The following is a 21084-nucleotide window of genomic DNA, read 5'->3' on the forward strand; positions in this document are numbered from 1 at the left end:
AATAAATTTTTAGAAAAAGCTTAGCTGACTTGTCTGTGGCAAGTCTTTTAACACTTTATACTGAGTCAAAATCTCTATAACCTGCTTGTTTAGCTTTGCACGTCTTATAAGGTCATCCACAGACAAAAATCTTCCTTCTTTGCGCGCCTCTACAATGCTTTTTGCAGCTGCCACCCCAACATTTGGCAGAGCATTAAAGGGTATTAAAAGCCCTCCATCTTTTATAATGAACTTCTCAGCATCAGACTCGTTCAAATCAACAGGGTAAAACTTTAAACCCCGTGCTAACATCTCATTTGCAATCTCAAGCACTGTCAGAAGGTTTTTGTCTTTCTGAGAAAGACTACTTATCCTGTTTTCCAAATCTCTTATCTTTTGCCTTATAGCATCTCTCCCCTTGAGGATTGTTGCATAATCAAAATCGTCTGCTCTGACTGTAAAATATGTTGCATAGAATGCCTCCTTATAATGTACCTTGAAATAAGCAATCCTGAACGCCATCATTACATAAGCTGCAGCATGTGCTTTTGGAAACATGTAGGTTATCTTTTTACAACTCTCTATATACCAGTCTGGAACATTGTGAGCTCTTAGAAGTTGCTCATCCTCCGGTTTTAGTCCTTTACCTTTTCTAACATCTTCCATGATTCTGAAACTGTCTTTTGGTGGAACACCCTTTTGAATTAAATATAACATAATATCGTCTCTTGTAGAAATTACCTCTTTGAGCGTTGCAATTCCATTTCTTACTAAATCCTGAGCATTGTTTGTCCACACATTTGTACCGTGCGAAAGACCTGAAATACGAACAAGCTCAGCAAACGTCTTTGGTTTTGTCTCAATTAACATCTGTCTTACAAACCTTGTCCCAAACTCAGGTATACCGAAAGTCCCTACTTCACAATCTATGTCCTCAGGAGAAATTCCAAGAGCTTCTGTGCTTGTAAAAATTGACATGGTAGCCTTATCGTCAAGTGGTATTGAGCGCGGGTCAACTCCTGTTAAGTCCTGGAGCATTCTTATAACAGTCGGGTCATCGTGTCCAAGAATATCAAGTTTTAAAAGTCTTCCTGATATAGCATGATAATCAAAGTGCGTTGTAATAACACTTTTGTCAGTGCTATCTGCTGGATGCTGAATAGGTGTGAAATCAAATATTTCTTTGTCTCTTGGAACAATCATAAGCCCACCAGGATGCTGGCCTGTTGTTCTTTTTACTCCTGTGCAACCCTGAGAAAGTCTTAAAATCTCTGCAGGATGAAGACTCAAACCTTTTTCCTCAGCATATTTTGTCACAAACCCGTGCGCAGTCTTTTCAGCAACTGTTGAGATTGTACCAGCTCTGAAAACATAACCTTGTCCAAAAAGTTCTTCTGTAAACTTGTGTGCTATTGGTTGATAATCTCCAGAAAAGTTAAGGTCAATATCAGGCTCTTTATCCCCATCAAATCCCAAGAACGTTTCAAACGGAATGTCGTGCCCATCTTTTTTAAGTTTCTCCCCACAGCGTGGACAGTTTTTGTCTTCCAAGTCATAACCACATCCAACAGAACCATCTGTTATAAATTCAGAATACTTGCAGTTTGGACAAATATAATGTGGGGGCAACGGATTTACCTCGGTTATCCCACACATTGTTGCAACAAGAGAAGAACCAACAGAACCTCGCGAACCAACAAGATAACCGTCTGACAAAGATTTGAACACAAGCTTTTGAGCAATCAAATACATTACTGCAAAACCATTCTTGATTATCGAATTCAGTTCCTTTTCAAGCCGTGCTCTTACAATCTCCGGAAGAGGGTCCCCATATATTTCGTGAGCTTTCTTCATTGTCATATTGTATATTTCTTCCTCAGCGCCTTCAATCTTGGGTGGAAAAGTCTCATCGGGTATTGGTTTTACATCTTCTATCATATCGGCAATCTTATTGGTATTTTCTACAACAACTTCATAACAAGAATCACTGCCAAGATATTCAAATTCTTTTAGCATCTCATCTGTTGTTCTGAAATAAAGTAATGGGTCATTTTCAACATCATCGTATCCTTGGTTATGTTTCAAAATCTGGCGCAAGATTCTTTGGTGTGGATGACAATAGTGCGCATCAGATGTCGCAACAACAAGCTTGCCAAGTTTTTTGCCAAGATTGTAAATCTTCCTATTGATTTCTCTTAAATCTTCTTCATCTTTTAAATATCCTTCTCTAATCAAAAAAGAATTATTCTCAACCGGCATTATCTCAAGGAAATCATAAAATGCTGCTATCTTTTCTATCTCTTCCTCACTTTTTCCTTCCAAAAAGGCCCTGAAAATTTCACCAGACTCACACGCACTTCCTATCAAAAGTCCATCCTTTAATTGTATCAAAAGACTTTTGGGTATCCTTGGCCTTTTATAGAAGTATTCTAAATGAGAATACGATACCAGTTTGTAGAGATTTTTTAACCCCTGCTGGTTCTTTACAAGTATAGTTGCATGATAGCTGTGAGATTTGAGGTCTGCTTTTGCGTTTGACTCAATTGAATTAAGTTCTTTTAACCATTTGTATCCTCTTGCTTTTAATCTTTCCACAAGAGAAATAAAGATACCAGCTGTTGTTTCTGCGTCAGAATCAGCTCTGTGATGATGTTTTAACTCTATATTTAAAAACTCTGCAACTTTGTTTAACTTATGAGAAGACAGATCTGTCAAAAGCCTTCTTGAAAGTTCCAGCGTATCGATATATGTATAGTCGAATATAATTCCACATTCCTGGTACGCCTTTTTCAAAAATCCAATGTCAAACTGAGCGTTGTGCGCAACAAGAACGCTGCCGCTTGCAAACTTTTCAAACTCCAAAATGGCATCACTCAGCTTTGGGGCTTTATCAACCATATCTTGGTATATGCCTGTTAGCTCTGATATTCTGACAGGGATTTTGCCTTCGGGGTCAACAAATGTAGAAAATCTTTCTGTTATTTGACCGTTTTCTATTTTCACAGCACCAATTTCTATTATTCTATCTCTTTGACTGTCAAACCCTGTTGTTTCAATGTCAACAACCACAAAGGTAGAGTCAAATCCTTGTCCTTCCTTAGGATTGTAAACAACTGGCACGCCATCATCAATAAGATAGCATTCCATCCCATAGATAACTTTGATATTACAGCTTTTGCTAGCCTCCTGTGCTTCCGGAAACGCCTGAACAACTCCATGGTCTGTTATTGCAACTGCTCGGTGCCCCATTGAAGCTGCCAATTTTATAATCTCCTCTGCAGAGCACACAGCATCCATAGCAGACATTTTAGTATGAGCATGAAGTTCTACTCTCTTGTTATTGCTTGTATCAAGTCGCTGAGGTTTTTGACTTTTGTTTATGTTTTTAGCATTCACCACAACCGCTTTTTCAAAATCGTCAAATTCTACCCTGCCTTCAACCTTAACATAATCTCCAACAGAAATTGAAGTAGGAATTTTATCTTTCTTGGCAACAATTTTTACAAAGGTTGAATTTAAATAGTCTGTGATGTAAAGCTTGTGTATGAGCACATTCTGGTTTTTAGTCTCTTTTATCTCAAGATTAAAAATTTCACCTTCAATCACACAATCAGTACCAACTTTGATAAGAGAAATAGGAATTACCTCTTTCTTTTCATCTATCTTTTTGCCAAATATAATGGTCGGGTCTGTCTCAACCTCACTCTTTTCAGTTGTAATTTTCTCAGTTTCTTCTTTCTTTTCCTCGATAAGCCTTAGATATTTTTCTACTTCCTGGTCTGTGTCAAACTGGATAAAAAAGTCTTTAATCTTAAAATCCACGTCGCATACTATTCCAAACTCTTCAGACAGTATTTGCTTTACAAGCACATCTACCTTTCTTTCAAAAAGGATATCTCTTATACCATTTGGAACCAGAAAATCTAAGCCGTTTGAACTTGGCACAATCTCACATTCTCTCAAAAAATGACTAAGACCGTTACATCTTTTTGAAATCTTATAAAATAAAAACCATCTATATTTCTTCAAAAGTTCTTCCAACGTCAGGTTTCTGGTTTTGAAAAGTTTTATCTCAACATCCCTGCAACTTTCTAAAAGAGACTTAAACCTTTGTTCAATGCCTATAAGGTCTGTACCTTGAAGACTATCAAGGCTTTCCACATAAACTTTAAGGTCCTTACTTGATTTATCAAACTCAATCTTGACAGGCTTTACCGGCAAAAATAGAGTCTCGCTCATTGCCCATCCCTACTTTTTTTGAGATTGACATAACCTTTTATTATATCTGAATACATCTTCATCCGGTGCTGAGCACCTTTTATAAAACCCAGTTTTTCTTCTTTCATCACATGCGAAACCTTTGGCAGTGGTACTGTCAATACTCTTAAGTTAAACTTTTTGGCATACTCAGTTAAAATAATCTCTATTGCATACCCCAAATCTTTTATATCCTCGCGCGACTCTAAAATTTTTTCAAAAACCCATCTTTTTATCCCTCTCTGGCCTGACAAAAAAGGCGAAATCTTCTGGGCAAGGTCGGTGGAAAACCTGCCGTCAGAAAAAATTCCAATTGTCATGTCAGCCTGGTCTTCAAGCAAAGGTCTAATTAAATTTTCAACATCTTCAACCTTGAGATTTACAAGGTCTGCATCAAGCATCAATATTATATCTCCCTCTGTATTCTCCACACCGTAAAAAATAGCATAGCTCTTTCCCCTGTTTTTTTCAAGTCTTAAGACACTCACACCATTTTTTGCTGCTACTTCAGCTGTTTTATCTTCAGAACCATCGTCAATTACAAAAATCTCATCTACAAGTTCACACTTTTTTACAACACTAAGCACAGCACCTATTCTCTTTTCTTCGTTGTAAGCAGGAATAAGACAAACCACCTTCTTACACATATTTTCACCTCATCGAAAAATTAAGAAAGAGAATAGATTTCCTTTACAAGCTCATCTACAATCTCATTCTCTTTCACTTTCCTTATAATCTTGCCTTTCTTAAACAGAAGTCCTTCACCAACGCCACATGCCACACCTACATCAGCTTCTTTTGCCTCACCAGGGCCGTTTACTGCACAGCCCATTATTGCGACTGTAATGTCCAAGTCCAAATTTTGTATTCTCTTTTCAACCTCATCTGCAATCTTTAAAAGGTCAACATTACATCTTGCACAGGTGGGACATGATACTATCTTCACACCTTTTCTGAGATTTAAACTTTTTAAAATCTCTTTTGCCACAATAACCTCTTTCTCTGGACTATCTGTAAGAGAAACTCTTATTGTATCACCAATTCCCCTCAAAAGAAGATAGCCAATTGCAATACTTGACTTAACAGTTCCTGCAACAAAAGTTCCTGCTTCGGTAAGACCAACATGAAGAGGATAGTTTAGGTTTTGGGATAGTATTTCATAGCTCTTAATTGTAGTTAAAACATCTGAAGATTTGACAGACACAACAATATTGTCAAAGTCAAACTTTTCAAGAAGTTTTACCTGATAAATTGCAGCCTCCACAATAGCCTCTGGTACAGGAGATTTGTATTTTTGCAAAATATCCTTTGGGAGCGAACCTGAATTTGCACCAACTCTGACGGCAATCCCATATCTTTTGGCCTCTTTAGCTATTTCTTGGACTTTTCTTTCATTTCCAATGTTCCCAGGATTTATTCTAATCTTATCAGCGCCATTGTATATAGCTTCAAGCGCGAGCTTATAGTCAAAATGAATGTCAGCAACAAGTGGAATGTGGATTCTTGACTTTATTTTACTTATGGCCTTAGCACTATCTAAATCAGGGACAGCAACTCTTATGATGTCGCATCCCAAACTCTCAAGGCTCAGTATCTGCTCAACTGTAGCCTCAACATCCTTTGTCTTTGTATTTGTCATTGACTGAATTCTAATTGGCTCACCGCCACCAATATAAAGATTGCCTATTCTAACCTTTTTTGTCAATAATTTCACCTTCCAGGCATTATTATGTTTTTTATGTCATTGAAGGTAACTATCACCAGCAAAAACAGAAGAAGTACAAAACCAATTGTGTGAATCAGTGCTTCTTTTTCTCTATTAAAAGGTTTTCTTGCCACAGCTTCGTACAAATAAAACACAAGCCTGCTGCCATCTAAAGCAGGAAATGGGATGAGATTTATAACACCCAAGTTCACTGAAATCAGCTGCATAAGCCACAGAATATTCAAAAGACCTCTGAGCACGCTCTGTTTAAATCCGGCATTCGCAGCCTCTCCAATTGTTTTCACCATACCAACAGGTCCCATAATCTCAGAACCAGAAACTTTTCCTGTTATCATCAGCACAACACTGTATATAGTCTCTTTTATCTCAGCATATGTCCCAAATATTCCATAATAGATGCTATCAAATAAATTTTTTCGTGATATCTTTGACAAAACGCCTATTCGCTTTGTTTTTGTATTCGGGTCATACTTAGGCTTTACCCTGAAAGTATATTGTTTGCCATCTCTTAAAACTTTTATCTTTACTTCTCTGTCTTTGTAGAGCATATTGTGAACAGCCAAATAAAAGTTTACCTGGTCCCAGACATAAACTCTATTTTTGTCAAGCGCAACAATCCTGTCACCACTTCTAATCCCAGCCTCATATGCAGGCATGTTTGGCTCCACCCTACCAATTGTGTTTGTTCCAAAACCAATAAAATAACCAATCCCTATCATGATTATTATGGCAAGAACAAAGTTCATAACAGGTCCCATCAAAACCATCAAAATCCTTTTGTGAACCTTTGCGTTATTGAGTGCTCGTGGGTGGTCAACATCCTGGTCTTCACCAAGAGGCTTTACATACCCTCCTATCAAAAATGTCCTCACAGAATATTCTGTCTCTTTGCCTTTGATGCTAAAGAGTTTGGGACCAAAACCAATGGCAAATTCTTCAACAAGTACACCTGAAAGTTTACATATAATAAAATGTCCAAATTCATGAACAAGTATCACTATTGTCAGCACAATTAAAGCCAGTATAAGATTCATTAGTTTTTCTCACCTTCCACAAGATTTTTAAACTTCTGCCTTGCCTCTGCATCAATTTCCAAAACGTCCTGAATGGATTCCACTTTTTGCCCCCTGTGACTTTCAATATTTTTAGCTACATACTTCATAATATCAACAAAGCCAATTTTCCCTTCCAAGAAATATTTTACAGCCTCTTCATTGGCAGCATTGAGCACAATCGGGTAACTTTCTCCTTTTTTTGCACACTCATATGCAATTTTGAGCAAAAAGAATGTATCAAAATCAGGCTCTTCAAATGTAAGGTTTTTTACTCTTGCAAGGTCAAGTGGCGCAGCTACTGCTTTGCCTCTTTCGGGAAAAGTAAGCGCATATTCAATCGGAAGACGCATATCAGGATAAGATAGCTGTGCTTTTACTGATCCATCAATAAATTCAACCATTGAATGAATAATACTTTGAGGATGTATAACAACATCAATATCATCACATTTTTTATCAAAGAAAAACATGGCTTCTATCACTTCAAAGCCTTTGTTTATCAGGGTGGCTGAGTCAACCGTGATTTTCCTACCCATGTTCCACGTAGGATGCTTCAGCACATCTTCTACATTGACGCTTTGTAAGTCTTTGAGTTTTTTGCCCCTAAAAGGTCCTCCTGATGCTGTGAGAATTATCTTTTTTATATTTTTTTTGTCTTCACCTACAAGGCACTGGAAAATAGCACTGTGTTCTGAGTCAACAGGAATAAGAACAGGGATAGAATCTTTTGCTTGTTTTTGGGAAAGAATCCTTTTTATAATCTTTCCACCTGTCACAAGCGTCTCTTTGTTGGCAAGAGCAACTCTTTTACCTGCCAAAATAGCCTCAACTGTCGGCACCAAACCAGATATACCAATAAGTGCATTTACAATCAAATCTGCTGCTGGATATGTTGCAATGCTAATTAGCCCTTCATGACCTGTTACAACTATCTTATCAGGAAAATTTTCTTTTAATACAGTGTAGTACTTTTCATCTACAATACATAAAATGTCAGGGTTAAGCTCTCTTGCTTGCTTAATTAAAAGATCCACATTTTTGTGCGCTGAAAGTCCCACAACTTTAATCCCAAGCTTTTTTGCAACATCTATTGTCTGAACACCTATAGACCCAGTTGACCCAAGGATGCAAATGCTCTTTGTCATATACTTCGCTCCCTTAAAAGCAATTATTAAAATAATCCAAATTTTGCAAGAAAATAGATTATTGGTGTGACCATGATTAAGCTGTCGAACCTGTCAAGCACACCGCCGTGTCCTGGTAAAATAGAGCCAAAATCCTTTTTCTGCTGCTGTCTTTTTAGCATTGAAGCAAACAAATCACCTGTGTGTGCAACTACAGATAGCATCATACCTTCTGCTGTACTTATAACCATAGTTGATAAATCAAAATTTTTGCCTGAAAATCCAAACTGATAAAACCAAACAGCAAGCACACCTCCAACCATTGCTCCAAAAAAGCCTTCTAAACTTTTCTTAGGACTTATATTACTCCATATTCTCCTTTTGCCAAGTGCGAGACCAGCAAAATACGCAAAAGTATCTGAAAGCCAGCATACAAGATAAGGAAGCCATATTAGCTTTTTCCCATTTCTAAATTCGCCCAAAAGCACTAAAAACAAAATGGGAAAGACTATATAAATAAAAGAGAATGCCACATAAATTATGCTTTGTGAAGCTATCCTGTTTTTAAAGCTTTCTATGAGGGCAAGTAGAAAAAGAAGCATAAATAAAACGAACATTTTGTTACCAATATTAACATCGCTGAAAACAACAATGCAGCTCAATGCTATGCTCAAATACAGCATATATCTTTCTATCTTAAACAAATTGAAAAATTCATACAAAGCAACTGCTGCAACAAGAGCACCAAAAATCTTCAGCCAAATACCACCAAAAAAGTTTGCTGCAGCAACCAACGCTATTCCCCAGATAGCAGTGATTATCCTCTGTTTCATTCTATTTCCTCCAAAAAGGCTATTTAACACCGCCAAATCTTCTTTCTCTCTTTTGATAGTCTTCGATAGCTTTTAAAAGGTGCTCCTTTTTGAAGTCTGGCCACAGGACATTTGAAAACCAAAATTCTGTATATGATATCTGCCACAAAAGAAAGTTTGAAACCCTCATCTCTCCACTAGGTCTTATCAAAAGGTCAGGGTCAGGGATCTCATTTGTGTAAAGGTATTTTTTAAAGAGGTCCTCATCAACATCTTCGATATCAATTTTACCACTCTTTATGTCCAAAGCCAAATTTTTTACCGCATTTATTATCTCCTGTCTTGCACCATAATTCAAAGCTATAACAACACAAAGTCCACGTTTGTCTTTGGTTCTTTCTTCAGCACTTACAATTCTCTCTTGAATATCTTTATCAAGCTTTGAAATATCCCCTATAACCCTGATTCTTATCTGGGTCTTGTGTATGAGGTTTTCTATCTCTGTATCAAAGAATTCTCTCAAAAGATTCATAAGATTTTCAACTTCCTCTTTAGGCCTTTTCCAGTTTTCTGTCGAAAAAGCGTAAACTGTAAGATATTTTAGCCCTATCTCATCAGCAAAAAGGACTATCTCTTTTAGTTTCTGCGCACCAAACCTGTGCCCCGCCGAACGTGGAAGACCTCTTTTTTTTGCCCATCTACCATTTCCATCCATAATGATTGCAATGTGCTGTGGCATCTTTTCTTTTTCTATTTTTATTTTTTCCCTTTTCAAAAATTCTAACATTTGACTCCATACTCCCTTTTTATTGATTAAAAAAATAACGGGGTTGCTGCCCCCGCCAAACCCTTGAAATTTCCCACTGTTGTAACTAAAAGTCTATACCTCCATAATCTCTTTTTCCTTTGCACTCAAAAGTTTCTCAATCTGCTCTATGTATTTGTCGTGAAGCTTCTGGACATCTTCTTCGGCATCTTTAAGGTCATCTTCTGTAATCTCATTGTTCTTTTTCATTTTTTTGTATTCATCAAGTGCCTCTCTTCTTATGTTTCTAATTGCCACCTTTGCATCTTCAGCCATCTTTTTGACCTGTTTTACAAGCTCTTTTCTTCTTTCTTCTGTGAGTTCAGGGAAAATAAGTCTTATAACCTTTCCGTCATTTGTTGGATTTACTCCAAGGTCAGATTTTTGAATAGCTTTTTCAATTTCTTTGAGCATTCTTGCTTCCCATGGCTGGATAACAATCATTCTCGCTTCGGGAACGGTTATGCTTGCAACCTGAGGAATGGGAGTTGGAACACCATAATAGTCCACCATCACCTTGTCCAGAATATGAGGATTTGCTCTTCCTGCTCTGATTGTGGCAAATTCCTCTTTCAAAGTCTCAATTGCCTTTTTCATCTTCTCCTCTGCAACCTGAATAGGTTCTGCCATTTTACTTTGCCTCCTTTACATTTACAATTGTTCCTATGTTCTCGCCCATAACAGCTTTAAGAATATTTCCTTTTGCAAGTTCAAACACCAAAATAGGAATTTCATTGTCCATGCACATAGATGTTGCTGTTGAGTCCATAACCTCAAGTCGCTGATTGATGACATCTAAGTAAGTTATAAAGTCATACTTTTTAGCATTTGGATTTTTCCTCGGGTCACTGTCATAGACACCGTCTACTTTTTTTGCAAGAAGGATTGCCTCTGCATCAATCTCAGCAGCACGCAAAGCTGCTGCAGTGTCTGTTGAGAAGAAAGGATTGCCTGTGCCACATGCAAAAATCACAACCCTGCCCTTTTCCAAGTGGCGAATTGCTCGGCGTCGGATGTACGGCTCTGCAATCTGTCTCATCTCGATTGCGCTCTGGACTCTTGTCGGAATGCCTCTTTTTTCAAGAATGCTCTGAAGTGCAAGTGAATTAATAACAGTTGCAAGCATTCCCATATAGTCGGCTGTTGCTCTGTCTATGTGTTCAGCACTTCTTCCTCTGAAGAAGTTGCCACCACCGACCACAATAGCAACTTCCACTCCAAGCTCCCTTACCTTTTCAATCTCTTCACAGATGGTTTCAACAACCTGCCAGTCAATTCCAAAGCCCTTTTCACCGCCCAAAGCTTCACCACTTAATTTTAATATTACCCTTTTGTATTTTGGCTTAACCATTTTTATCTTCTCCTTCTTTACGATAATATTTTACAAACAAAGATACACTTATATCAAGAGTTTTTGCTCAAAAAAAGGGAACACCACTTTTCAATAAAATAGTGTTCCCTTCCTCTGCCATATTTAAAATTTTAACATGAAGCAGCCTTTTCAATTCCTTCTCCTCTTTCAAATCTTGCAAATCTTCTTATAACAATATTTTCACCAATTTTTGCAATTTTTTCTGTGAGCAAGTCTTTTATCTTCATATCAGGGTTTTTAATCCAAGGTTGCTCAAGTAAGCAAACCTCTTCAAAGAACTTCTCAAGCCTACCCTCAACAATCCTGTCAACAACATTTTCCGGCTTTCCTTCATTCAAAGCCTGCTGTCTTAAAATTGTCTTTTCTTTTTCAATTACATCAAGAGGTACCTCTTCTCTTGAAACATATTTTGGATTTGCTGCTGCAATCTGCATAGCAATATCCTTTGCAAATTGTCTAAATTCTTCATTTCTTGCAACAAAGTCTGTCTCGCAATTTATCTCAACCAAAACACCAATTCTGCCATTTCCATGGATATAGCTTTCAACAATCCCTTCTGCCGCAACACGTGAAGCCTTCTTTGCAGCCTTTGCAAGACCTCTTTCTCTCAAAAGTTCTATTGCCTTGTCCATATCGCCGCCTGCATCTTCTAAAGCTTTTTTACAGTCCATCATACCAGCACCAGTTTTTTCTCTGAGCTCTTTTACCATCTCAGCAGTAATCATGAAAAATCCCTCCTACAATTGTTTGATAAAATACATATTATTCTTCATCTATATCATCAGCTGCTATTTCCACCTGTTCAGACGCTTTGTCAACTTCTTGAGACGAAGTTGTAGCAGGTGTAAACTGCTCACCTTCTCTTCCTTCAATCACAGCATCTGCAATCTTGGATGTGATGAGCTTTACAGCACGGATTGCATCATCATTTCCAGGAATTACGTAGTCAATCTCGTCAGGGTCACAGTTTGTATCGACAATCGCAACTATTGGAATCCCAAGTTTTCTTGCCTCAAGCACAGCATTTCTTTCTTTTCTTGGGTCAACAATATACAGGATATCAGGAATGCGTGGCATATTTTGAATTCCACCAAGATATTTCAAAAGTCTTTCTTTTTCTTTTCTCAAGAGATTTACTTCTTTCTTTGGCAGAACTTCGAATGTTCCGTCTTCTTCCATTCGCTGTAGCTCTTTTAACCTCTCAATTCTTGTTTTGATTGTTCTGAAGTTTGTCAAAAGTCCTCCAAGCCATCGCTGATTGATGTAAAACATTCCACATCTTTCAGCTTCTTCTTTGATTGTCTCTTGAGCTTGTTTCTTTGTCCCAACAAAGAGTACAATCTTACCTTCTGCTACCTGAGACTTTACAAACTCATAAGCCTCGTCCATTTTCTTTACTGTCTTCTGAAGGTCAATGATATAAATTCCATTTCTTTCAGTAAAGATGTATTCAGCCATCTTGGGATTCCATCTGCGTGTCTGATGACCGAAATGCACACCTGCTTCAAGAAGCTGTTTCATTGTTAAAACTGGCATTTGTCTTACCTCCCTCAATTCGGTTTTTCTTCGAGCCGGATAATAAGAAGGCCTTTTATGCCTTCCACCGAAGATTTCCGACTCTGCTTTTTTACAAAGCCGAGAATATTATAGCACAGGTTAATATTAATAACAAGACAATATTGTTTTTTTACAAAAATTTTTATATAATCATATCTGCAAAACCCCCAAATTTTATTTTGAAGGTCTATATCCAAAAAAAGAGGTCGTGGCAAGGTGCCATGACCTCTTTTTCTTTATATCTTTTCCAACACAAATCCTTTTTCTTTTGCATCATTGTAAGAAAACACATTTCGGGTGTCAATAATAATTGCCTTAGAAGGAGATATATACTCAAAAATTTTTTCAAATTCTATCCCGTGCTGCTTTGCCAAAATCAAAACAAGCTGTACATCTTTCAAAGCCTCTTGCAAACTCTCAACTTTAAAATCATATTTGGTTTTTACCGCAGGGTCAAACGCTTTAACCTCAACACCTCGAACTTTTAAATTCTTAATTATTTCAATGGCAGGGCTGAGCCTGTCATCAGAAGAATAATCTTTCATCGCAATGCCAAGTACTGCAATCTTTTTATCACAATTATATTTTTCAATAGTTTTCATAACAAGGTCGGAAATATAATTAGGAATGCCTTCATTGAACATTCTTGCGGTTTTAGAAAGTTTAAGCTCAATACCCAGCTCCTGTGCCTTTGCATTTAAATAATAAAATGCATTAGGGATGCAAAATCCTCCAACCCCAGGCCCGGGATACAAGAGATTTACTCTTTTGTGAGTGTTTGCAACCTTTATCACCTCAAATATATCAAGATTCATTGCCTTTGTAAATCTCTCAAACTCGTTTACCATCGCAATATTTATATCTCTTTGCAGATTCTCAATCACCTTTGCTGTCTCAACAACTTCAAACGAAGATGCAACAATTATCTCTTCCTTGCAAATCACCTTAATCAAATCAACAGCTCTTTTTACGCTATTTTCACAAAATCCCGCCAAAGCAGTAGGCATATTTTCAAATTCTTCAAAAGCCTTCCCCTCTGCAATTCTCTCTGAAGCATAGGCTAAATAAAAGTCTTCTCCACATTTCAAACCACTCTCTTCTAATATTGGTAAAAATATATTTCTTGTTGTACCTGGAACAACGGTTGAACGCAAAAGTATCAGCTGATTTTTTCTCAAGTTTTTGCTTATCTCTTTTGCACACGAAACGAGATAATCAAAGTAAGGTTTTCCACCGTAAACAGGTATTGGAACCGTGACTATTACATCATCTACATTTTCAAGTGCCAGCTTGTAATTTACCATGGGAATAAATTTTCCATTTTCAAGCTGCTCCTTTAAAATCTCCTGTATAGTCTTTCCATTGTAACTTTCTAAATGGTGAGTCTCTCCCTTTTTAAGCTCCTCAATCAATTTTTCATTGCTATCAACACCAAAGACTTTGAAACCTTTCATTGCAAACGAAAGAGCAAGGGGAAGACCAACATATCCAAGGCCAATTACACATACGCTATTCAATGTTTATCCCTTCCCTCTTTAGTATATCAATAATTTGAGTTACTCTGCTATCCCATGAGGTTTGCTTTGCATACTCTATTCTTTTTTCTATCTTTTCAATATTAGGATTTTGTGCCTCCTGCAGAGCTTGAATGCATTTTACAAGCATATCTTCATAGTTTTTGCCAATATACACAACATCGGAAAATTGTTCTACTTGGGGCATTGAAGTTGAAACAATTGGTTTTCCTGTTGCCAAATATTCATAAAATTTTAGCGGGCTTACATTCTCTGAGAGCTTGTTTGTTCTGAATAAGTTTAAGCAAACATCAAATTGAGATACATACTGCGGCAAATCCTTGTTATCAATCCTTCCAAGCAAATAAATATTGCTCAGCTTCTTTAAATTATCCACGCTTACACCAGCACCCACAGGTCCTATCAAAACAAAAGACCACTCTCTTTTTTCTTTTGCTAAATATTCTATAAGCTGAGTGTCTATCCATGTGTGGATAACACCCACAAAGCCAAAGATAGGACGGGGTATATTATTCATCTTATCGGGTACAGGCAGTTTATTTGAAGCTTTATTAAAGTGTTCAAACTCAGCACCGTTTGGCACAAGATATGTGTGAGGATTTAATAACTTGAGCTTATTATATAATCCATGGGTTGTTGTAAAAACTACATTACTCTTTTGAGCAAGCTCATCTTCCATGCTTTCAACCAAAGCCTTGTCAATAAACCCTTGAAACTCTGAATGTTTGTCTATACAGTCGTAAACTAAAAAACTGTAAGAAAGATGTTCAAGAAGATCAACAGTGTTTGGCATGTAGGTCCATATTATAGGTGACTTTAAATCAAAGTTTTGATAGATAACTTCTTTTACAAAATTTGCTATCATTTTTTGATTGAACTTATTGATGGACCTTTTCTTGTTATAAAAGGGAATAATTGGTGGCAGAGCAAATACAAAAAGGTTCTCCTTTATTCTTTTTGGAGACTTTCTAAATCTTGTTAGGTAAGGTCTCAAACTAGGGTCTTTTAATGGACCTATCAAGGTCACAGGTGGGTCTAAATAAAATATTCTACAGTTTTGTGGCATTCTTTTCATTATCTGTTGTTTACGTGTTGGTATAGGATCCCATGGTGTTGTTGAAAAACAAATTATATCTATCATCTTTATCCCAGTCCCTTAGTAATTTTTTTGAAACTCTTTTTACAAATCTTAAGATACAATATTTCTGGCAGTCCAGTCAACAAAAAATTCTAAAATCTCTTGACCAAGCTAAATAATTTGTAATACTATGGTCTTGATAAACTATTGTGGTGGAGGGAGAAACAAATATGAAAATAGTGGACCAAAAGGGAAGACTATTTGGCATCATTAATATTGTTGACCTCATTTTGATAGTGCTGATTGTTGCAATTGCATGGGTAGGGTTTGCCAAAATTTCATCACATGCAAAATCATCCGACAATGCAGCAGAAAATGAGTTTGTGGAAATCAAGCCGGGTGAAGCAATCATCAATGTAAAAATTCCTCTTGCTGACCCTGTTATGGCTCAGTCTCTTCACAAAAACGATTATTTGGTAACTGGCGACACTTTGACAAAATCATACATTCAAGACATTCAAATAAAAGATGGAATATATGAAAGAACATCATCAGACGGCAAAATTGTTGTCGCAACCCACCCATACAAGAAAGATGTCTATCTTACTATCTATGGCTATGTAACTTTGCAAGGGGCAACAATAAAGCTTGACAAGCAAACAGTCAGAGTTGGAAAGACATTTTATGTAAAGACAAGAACTACAGAACTTGTTGGAGTTGTTACTGGAGTGAAAATTGTGAAAGAATAAGGCTGGTGGAAACATGATTAAAGAAAGTTATTTCTATAAATTAGCTATGTTATTAGCAAGATATTTGAAGGAGAGCAGAATATATGAGCTTGTTTCCAAGCTATTTTATTTTTCAAGATACTCAGCAGTTTTTGAACTTGTTAGAAAAAAGCCAAAAGAAGACTACATACAACAATCCCTTATTTTAAGGGTTCTTTTGAACTTTTATAACCAAATTATTAATATTATGCATCGGAGGCTGCTATTCTCAAAAAGTCTGTTGTCACACAGTTTTTTGGTTTATGTTGTCCGTGAACAGATAAGATTTATGAAAGGAAAACCTGTTTTTTTCTGCATTCTTTACGCTTTTATCTTCTACACTGGCTTTGTAGCTGGAAAAATTGTAAAAGGTATACTCTCAATAAATAGTTTATCTTTATGGGCAATCTTGCTACTTTTAAATTTTTTCAGCTTTCAAGATATAAAGAAAAAGTTTTCAAAAGAAAGTATAATTATCAGATTCTTTAAAGACATTTTTGCTTGAAAATAGAATTGTTGAAAGGTGAAATAGGATGGTTGAAAAGAAATCTTTATATATCACCTCTTTTTTGATATTTGTGCTGGGAATTGCAAGCAGTTTAATTTCTGTAAAGTTAGGTATACTTGTACTTGGTCTGTTTTTGCTTGTGCTGATAATGTTAGAAGACCCATCTAAGTTGATATATGGTGTTGTACTTTATGCTTTTGTGGATTTTCTTTTCAGAAAACTTTCTATTTTAAGCAGTTTTGCTTCTGTATGGGATGAAGCGCTATTTTTGATAATTGTCTTTGCGTTCTTATTAAAGTCAATTATAAAAAATCAATCAAGTTTGAGATTTTCCCCTTTAGATGTATATATTCTGATTTTTTTGCTTGTCTGTGTGTTTTTACTGTTTAAAAATTCGCCTGATATGAGAATAGCATTAGAAGGATTTAGAGTATATGCAGAGTACGCTTTATGGTTTTTCGTAGGACTGTGGCTTTTAAAAGACGCAAGGCAATTTGAAAGGATTATTACAATATTTATCCTGATGATGTTTATAATATCCATCTACGGCATATACCAGTATATTATTGGTGTTGAAATACCTTCAAGTTGGATTGATAGCAGTAGAGAAACGTATATAAGAACAAGGGTATTTTCAATTATAGGAAGTCCAAATGTCCTTGGAAGTCTTTTGGCAATGTCAATACCTTTTGTTCTTCCTTACGTCCTTTATGAGAAAAATATTAAAAAGAGAATTTATTATTCGGTTGTATTAATTTCAATGATTGCCTGCCTTGGGTTTACATTTTCAAGAGGAGCATGGCTTGCATTTTTGTTTTCAATGCTTCTTTTTGGTTTTTTCATAGACAAAAAAGTTTTGGGTATTCTCTTTGCCATCTTTACATCAGTTCCTATTTTGGCACCTTCAATTGTAATGAGAGTGCTTTATATGCTAAGCTCTGAGTATGCCAAAAGCAGCGCAAGGGCAGGAAGAATTGCCCGCTGGACAAAAGCATACGATATTTTGACACAGCATCCTCTCTTTGGGGTTGGATTTGGAAGATTTGGCGGTGCGGTTGCAAAGAGAAATATAGCCAATGCGTTTTACGTAGATAATTTTTATCTTAAAAGTGCTGTCGAAATGGGAATCATTGGAGTAGGTATTATGATTTTGGTGTTTATAGTAGGGCTTTTGCTTGCTGCAAGAACTGTAAAACATCTGCGCTCAAAAGAACTTAAGAATATAGCAAGCGGAGTGCTCATTGGTCTTGCAACAGTCTTGATGCATAACGTGGTTGAAAACATTTTTGAAGTCCCAATGATGACAACATATTTCTGGCTGTTTTTGGGATTTTTGTTTGCTCTCAAATCAGCAGAAGATAAAAGCCAATTTTCTGAACAAAGCAATATTTGCAACAATGGGGGAAGCTAAAAGATGCCATTTGACGGAGTTGTTCTAAGTGCTCTTAAAAAAGAATTAATTTTGGAGCTTGTAGATGGTAAAGTTGAAAGAATATATCAGCCAAATCAGTTTGAAGTCAATCTTTATGTTTATAAGCTCGGAAAAACAAAAAAACTCATTATCTCCGCAAATCCCTCTTTGCCAAGGATATACATCACAGAAAGGCAAAAGAAAAACCCAGAAGTTGCTCCAAATTTTTGCATGATTTTGCGCAAGAATTTGCTCGGAGCAAGGCTTGTCGGAATTTATCAGCAAGGTTTAGAAAGAATTTTGCAAATAGAATTTGAAACAAAAAGTGAACTTGGTGACACAGAAGTAAAGTATCTTATATTTGAAATGATGGGGAGACACAGCAATATATTCTTGGTAGATTCCAACTATAAAATTATTGATGCTATAAGAAGATTGTCATTCGAAGATTCACCAAGACCAATTTTACCCGGAGTCAAATATACATTGCCGCCAGTTTTGACAAAGAAAAATCCTATTGAAGTTTCGTTTGATGAATTTATATCATTTTTTAAATCCTCAAATAAAAGTCCAGAAAATATACTGACCGACAATCTTTCAGGAATTAGCAAACAATTTGCTAATGAAGTTATCTTGCGTGCACAAGTTTTTGAAAAAAGTCTTGAAAATAAGGATACAATTAAAAGGATTTTTGATTCTTTAAAAGAATTATTATATTGTATAGTCGAAAAAGGGGAGATACTTCCAACACTCTATACTGAAAAAGGAAATGTAGTTGATTTTTATGTGATTGACCTGAAATGTTTTTCTTCTTTTCCCAAAAAACATTTTTCAAATTTAAATTTGTGTATAGACGAATACTATTTTAAAAAAGAGCAACATACAGTATTTATTGAAAAACGTCAACACCTTCAGAAGATTATAGAACAAAATGTAAAAAAGCTGAGTCAAAAATATGATCAGAACATTCAAAAAATACAAGAGGCTAAAAATGCTGAGGTGTACAGAAAATATGGTGACCTAATTTTAGCAAATCTTTACCAGCTCAGAGAAACAAATGAGGATTTTGTTGAGGTTATTGATTATTACAGTGAAGATTTATCTACTATGAAGATTCCGCTTGAAAAAGACAAAGATTTGAAACAAAATGCCGAGAGGTATTATAAGCTTTACAATAAGCTCAAAAAAGCTGAAGAGTATGCTAAAAATGAAATTGCTGAAATTGAAAAAGAAATTGAATTTCTGCAAAGTTTAGAAGCACTGCTTGAAAAAAGCCAAGAGATAGAAGACCTTTTGAGTATAGAAGAAGAGTTAGAAAAAGAAGGTTATATCAAAACTCAGGTAGAAAACGTAGGTCAGCAAAAGAAAAAAGAAAATCAAAAATCAAAACCTCACCACTTTATCAGCTCAGATGGATTTGACATATATGTGGGAAGAAACAATCTGCAGAACGATTTTCTCACCATAAGATTTGCTTCAAGCCATGACATCTGGCTTCACACCCAAAAGATTCCCGGCTCTCATGTTATAATTCGAACAAACAACAAAGAAGTCCCGCAAACAACCTTGGTTGAAGCTGCACTTCTTGCAAGCTACTTTAGCAAAGCCAAGCATTCAACAAAAGTGCCGGTTGACTATACATTTGTAAAGTATGTAAAAAAGCCACCTAAATCCAAGCCAGGTTTTGTTATATACGACAACTTTAAAACTATCATTGTTGATTCACCTGAAAATATTGATAACTTCAACAAAGTTGAGTAATGGCTTCTATGTTTAACAATTTAGATAAACTAAAAATACGGACGGGAGGGATTTTGAATGCCAAAAGAAGGTAACTGCGTGGTTGCGCAATCAGGGGGACCAACTGCTGTCATCAACGCATCGCTTTTGGGTGTTATTGAAGAAGCTATGAAACAGCACCCAATTCGTGCTATTTATGGTGCTAAAAATGGAATCATTGGACTTATTGATGAAGAACTTTATGACCTCAGAATGGAAGACCCTGAAGAGCTAAAACTCTTAAAGACAACTCCATCCTCTGCCTTAGGTTCTTGCAGGTATCAGCTCAAGCCTTTTGAACATGACGAAAAAGACTATATCAAGATTTTTAATGTATTTGAGGCGCATAACATTCGCTACTTTTTCTATATAGGCGGAAACGACTCAATGGATACAGCTGACAAATTAACACGATACGCGCAAAAGATTGGGTATGACATCTGCATAATCGGAATTCCAAAGACAATTGACAACGACCTTGTGATGACAGACCACTGTCCGGGTTTTGGAAGTGCTGCAAAGTACATTGCAACATCTGTGATGGAAATTGCAAGAGATGCAATTGTGTATCCGACAAACATTGTTACTATAATTGAAGTGATGGGAAGAAATGCTGGTTGGCTTGCAGCAGCATCTGCTCTGGCATCCAAAGATATAGGTGCACCAGATTTAATATATCTTCCTGAAGTTCCATTTTCAATTGACAAGTTTTTGGATGATGTAAGAAATATTCACAAGAAAACTGGAAAGATTACCATTGTTGTATCTGAAGGTATTAAAGACAAAGAAGGCAAATATATTGCTGATATGAGCCACAAGTTTGGAATAGACGCGTTTGGACATGTACAGCTTGGCGGAGCAGCATTTGTTTTAGAGAATATCATCCGCGAAGAAGTGGAAAAGAGAGTAAAATCAATTCAATTCAACGTGCTACAGCGAAGTGCTGCTCACATCATGTCCAAAACTGACGTTGAGGAAGCATACATGGTTGGACGCATGGCAGTAAGGTATGCGGTTGAAGGTGCTTGTGGATACATGGTAGCAATAAAACGCGACAGTGACAATCCTTATTCAAGTTCAACAGAACTTGTTGAGCTGAACAAGGTTGCAAATGCTGAAAAGCTTGTCCCACTTGCGTGGATTTCTCATGATGGCAACTATGTAAAAGAAGACGCTTTAAATTATATCCAGCCACTAATTGAAGGTGAAGTTGAAGTCAAGTACGAAAAAGGCCTTCCTCGATATGCAAAGCTCAGAAAGATAATGGTTCCAAAGAAGGTTGTATAAATCACAAAAAAAGCGGGAGCTTTAAACCAAAA

The 21084-nt window shown here is 36.5% G+C and carries 18 protein-coding genes; 5 read left to right on the forward strand and 13 right to left on the reverse strand.

What is annotated here, in order from left to right; translation table 11 throughout:
- Positions 1-9 precede the first annotated feature (9 nt).
- From ATHE_RS09080 to ATHE_RS09145, 13 genes are all read right to left on the reverse strand, one after another.
- Entirely contained in the window at positions 10-4218 is a 4209-nt protein-coding gene (locus ATHE_RS09080) for a PolC-type DNA polymerase III (protein ID WP_015908197.1), read from the reverse strand.
- On the reverse strand, positions 4215-4883 hold the full coding sequence (locus ATHE_RS09085) for a glycosyltransferase family 2 protein (RefSeq protein WP_015908198.1): 669 nt from the start codon (positions 4881-4883) through the stop codon (positions 4215-4217). Before ATHE_RS09085 ends, ATHE_RS09080 begins: the two co-directional genes overlap by 4 nt.
- Before the next feature lie 20 nt (positions 4884-4903).
- Positions 4904-5950: a flavodoxin-dependent (E)-4-hydroxy-3-methylbut-2-enyl-diphosphate synthase gene (gene ispG, locus ATHE_RS09090; protein ID WP_015908199.1), complete on the reverse strand. Its 1047-nt coding sequence runs from the start codon at positions 5948-5950 to the stop codon at positions 4904-4906.
- Positions 5947-6996 (reverse strand): M50 family metallopeptidase, encoded by a 1050-nt coding sequence (locus tag ATHE_RS09095; RefSeq protein WP_015908200.1) that lies wholly within the window; start codon positions 6994-6996, stop codon positions 5947-5949. The genes ispG and ATHE_RS09095 overlap by 4 nt, the downstream gene beginning before the upstream one ends.
- Positions 6996-8162, reverse strand: coding sequence for a 1-deoxy-D-xylulose-5-phosphate reductoisomerase (locus ATHE_RS09100; protein WP_015908201.1), 1167 nt, complete (start codon positions 8160-8162; stop codon positions 6996-6998). The genes ATHE_RS09095 and ATHE_RS09100 overlap by 1 nt, the downstream gene beginning before the upstream one ends.
- 26 nt (positions 8163-8188) lie before the next feature.
- A complete protein-coding gene (locus tag ATHE_RS09105) occupies positions 8189-8974 on the reverse strand; it encodes a phosphatidate cytidylyltransferase (RefSeq protein ID WP_015908202.1) in 786 nt (261 codons plus the stop codon).
- A 19-nt stretch (positions 8975-8993) separates the two neighbouring features.
- Entirely contained in the window at positions 8994-9740 is a 747-nt protein-coding gene (locus tag ATHE_RS09110) for an isoprenyl transferase (protein ID WP_015908203.1), read from the reverse strand.
- 93 nt (positions 9741-9833) lie between these two features.
- Positions 9834-10388, reverse strand: coding sequence for a ribosome recycling factor (gene frr, locus ATHE_RS09115; RefSeq protein WP_013402856.1), 555 nt, complete (start codon positions 10386-10388; stop codon positions 9834-9836).
- A 1-nt stretch (position 10389) separates the two neighbouring features.
- A complete protein-coding gene (gene pyrH / locus ATHE_RS09120; RefSeq protein ID WP_015908204.1) occupies positions 10390-11109 on the reverse strand; it encodes a UMP kinase in 720 nt (239 codons plus the stop codon).
- 131 nt (positions 11110-11240) lie between these two features.
- The gene (gene tsf, locus ATHE_RS09125; RefSeq protein ID WP_015908205.1) at positions 11241-11855 is read right to left on the reverse strand and encodes a translation elongation factor Ts; all 615 of its coding nucleotides are present in this window, start codon (positions 11853-11855) and stop codon (positions 11241-11243) included.
- 37 nt (positions 11856-11892) lie between these two features.
- A complete protein-coding gene (gene rpsB, locus ATHE_RS09130; RefSeq protein WP_015908206.1) occupies positions 11893-12666 on the reverse strand; it encodes a 30S ribosomal protein S2 in 774 nt (257 codons plus the stop codon).
- Between the two features lie 257 nt (positions 12667-12923).
- Positions 12924-14204, reverse strand: a complete 1281-nt coding sequence (locus ATHE_RS09140; RefSeq protein ID WP_015908208.1) for a nucleotide sugar dehydrogenase — start codon at positions 14202-14204, stop codon at positions 12924-12926.
- Positions 14197-15363, reverse strand: a complete 1167-nt coding sequence (locus ATHE_RS09145; RefSeq protein ID WP_015908209.1) for a glycosyltransferase — start codon at positions 15361-15363, stop codon at positions 14197-14199. Before ATHE_RS09145 ends, ATHE_RS09140 begins: the two co-directional genes overlap by 8 nt.
- A gap of 167 nt (positions 15364-15530) precedes the next feature.
- On the opposite strand from ATHE_RS09145, the gene ATHE_RS09150 reads away from it, so the two are divergent.
- From ATHE_RS09150 to ATHE_RS09170, 5 genes are read left to right on the forward strand one after another with little or no spacing between them, the layout of a single operon-like run.
- The gene (locus tag ATHE_RS09150; RefSeq protein WP_015908210.1) at positions 15531-16049 is read left to right on the forward strand and encodes a DUF4330 domain-containing protein; all 519 of its coding nucleotides are present in this window, start codon (positions 15531-15533) and stop codon (positions 16047-16049) included.
- Positions 16050-16062: 13 nt separating this feature from the next.
- On the forward strand, positions 16063-16572 hold the full coding sequence (locus tag ATHE_RS09155; protein WP_015908211.1) for a hypothetical protein: 510 nt from the start codon (positions 16063-16065) through the stop codon (positions 16570-16572).
- 28 nt (positions 16573-16600) lie between these two features.
- On the forward strand, positions 16601-17986 hold the full coding sequence (locus ATHE_RS09160; RefSeq protein WP_015908212.1) for an O-antigen ligase family protein: 1386 nt from the start codon (positions 16601-16603) through the stop codon (positions 17984-17986).
- Positions 17987-17989: 3 nt separating this feature from the next.
- Positions 17990-19747, forward strand: coding sequence for an Rqc2 family fibronectin-binding protein (locus ATHE_RS09165; RefSeq protein ID WP_015908213.1), 1758 nt, complete (start codon positions 17990-17992; stop codon positions 19745-19747).
- 57 nt (positions 19748-19804) lie between these two features.
- A complete protein-coding gene (locus ATHE_RS09170) occupies positions 19805-21052 on the forward strand; it encodes a 6-phosphofructokinase (protein WP_015908214.1) in 1248 nt (415 codons plus the stop codon).
- Positions 21053-21084 lie beyond the last annotated feature (32 nt).

Origin of the sequence: Caldicellulosiruptor bescii DSM 6725 (assembly GCF_000022325.1) — a bacterium.
In the GTDB taxonomy this organism is placed as follows: Bacteria; Bacillota; Thermoanaerobacteria; order Caldicellulosiruptorales; family Caldicellulosiruptoraceae; genus Caldicellulosiruptor; species Caldicellulosiruptor bescii.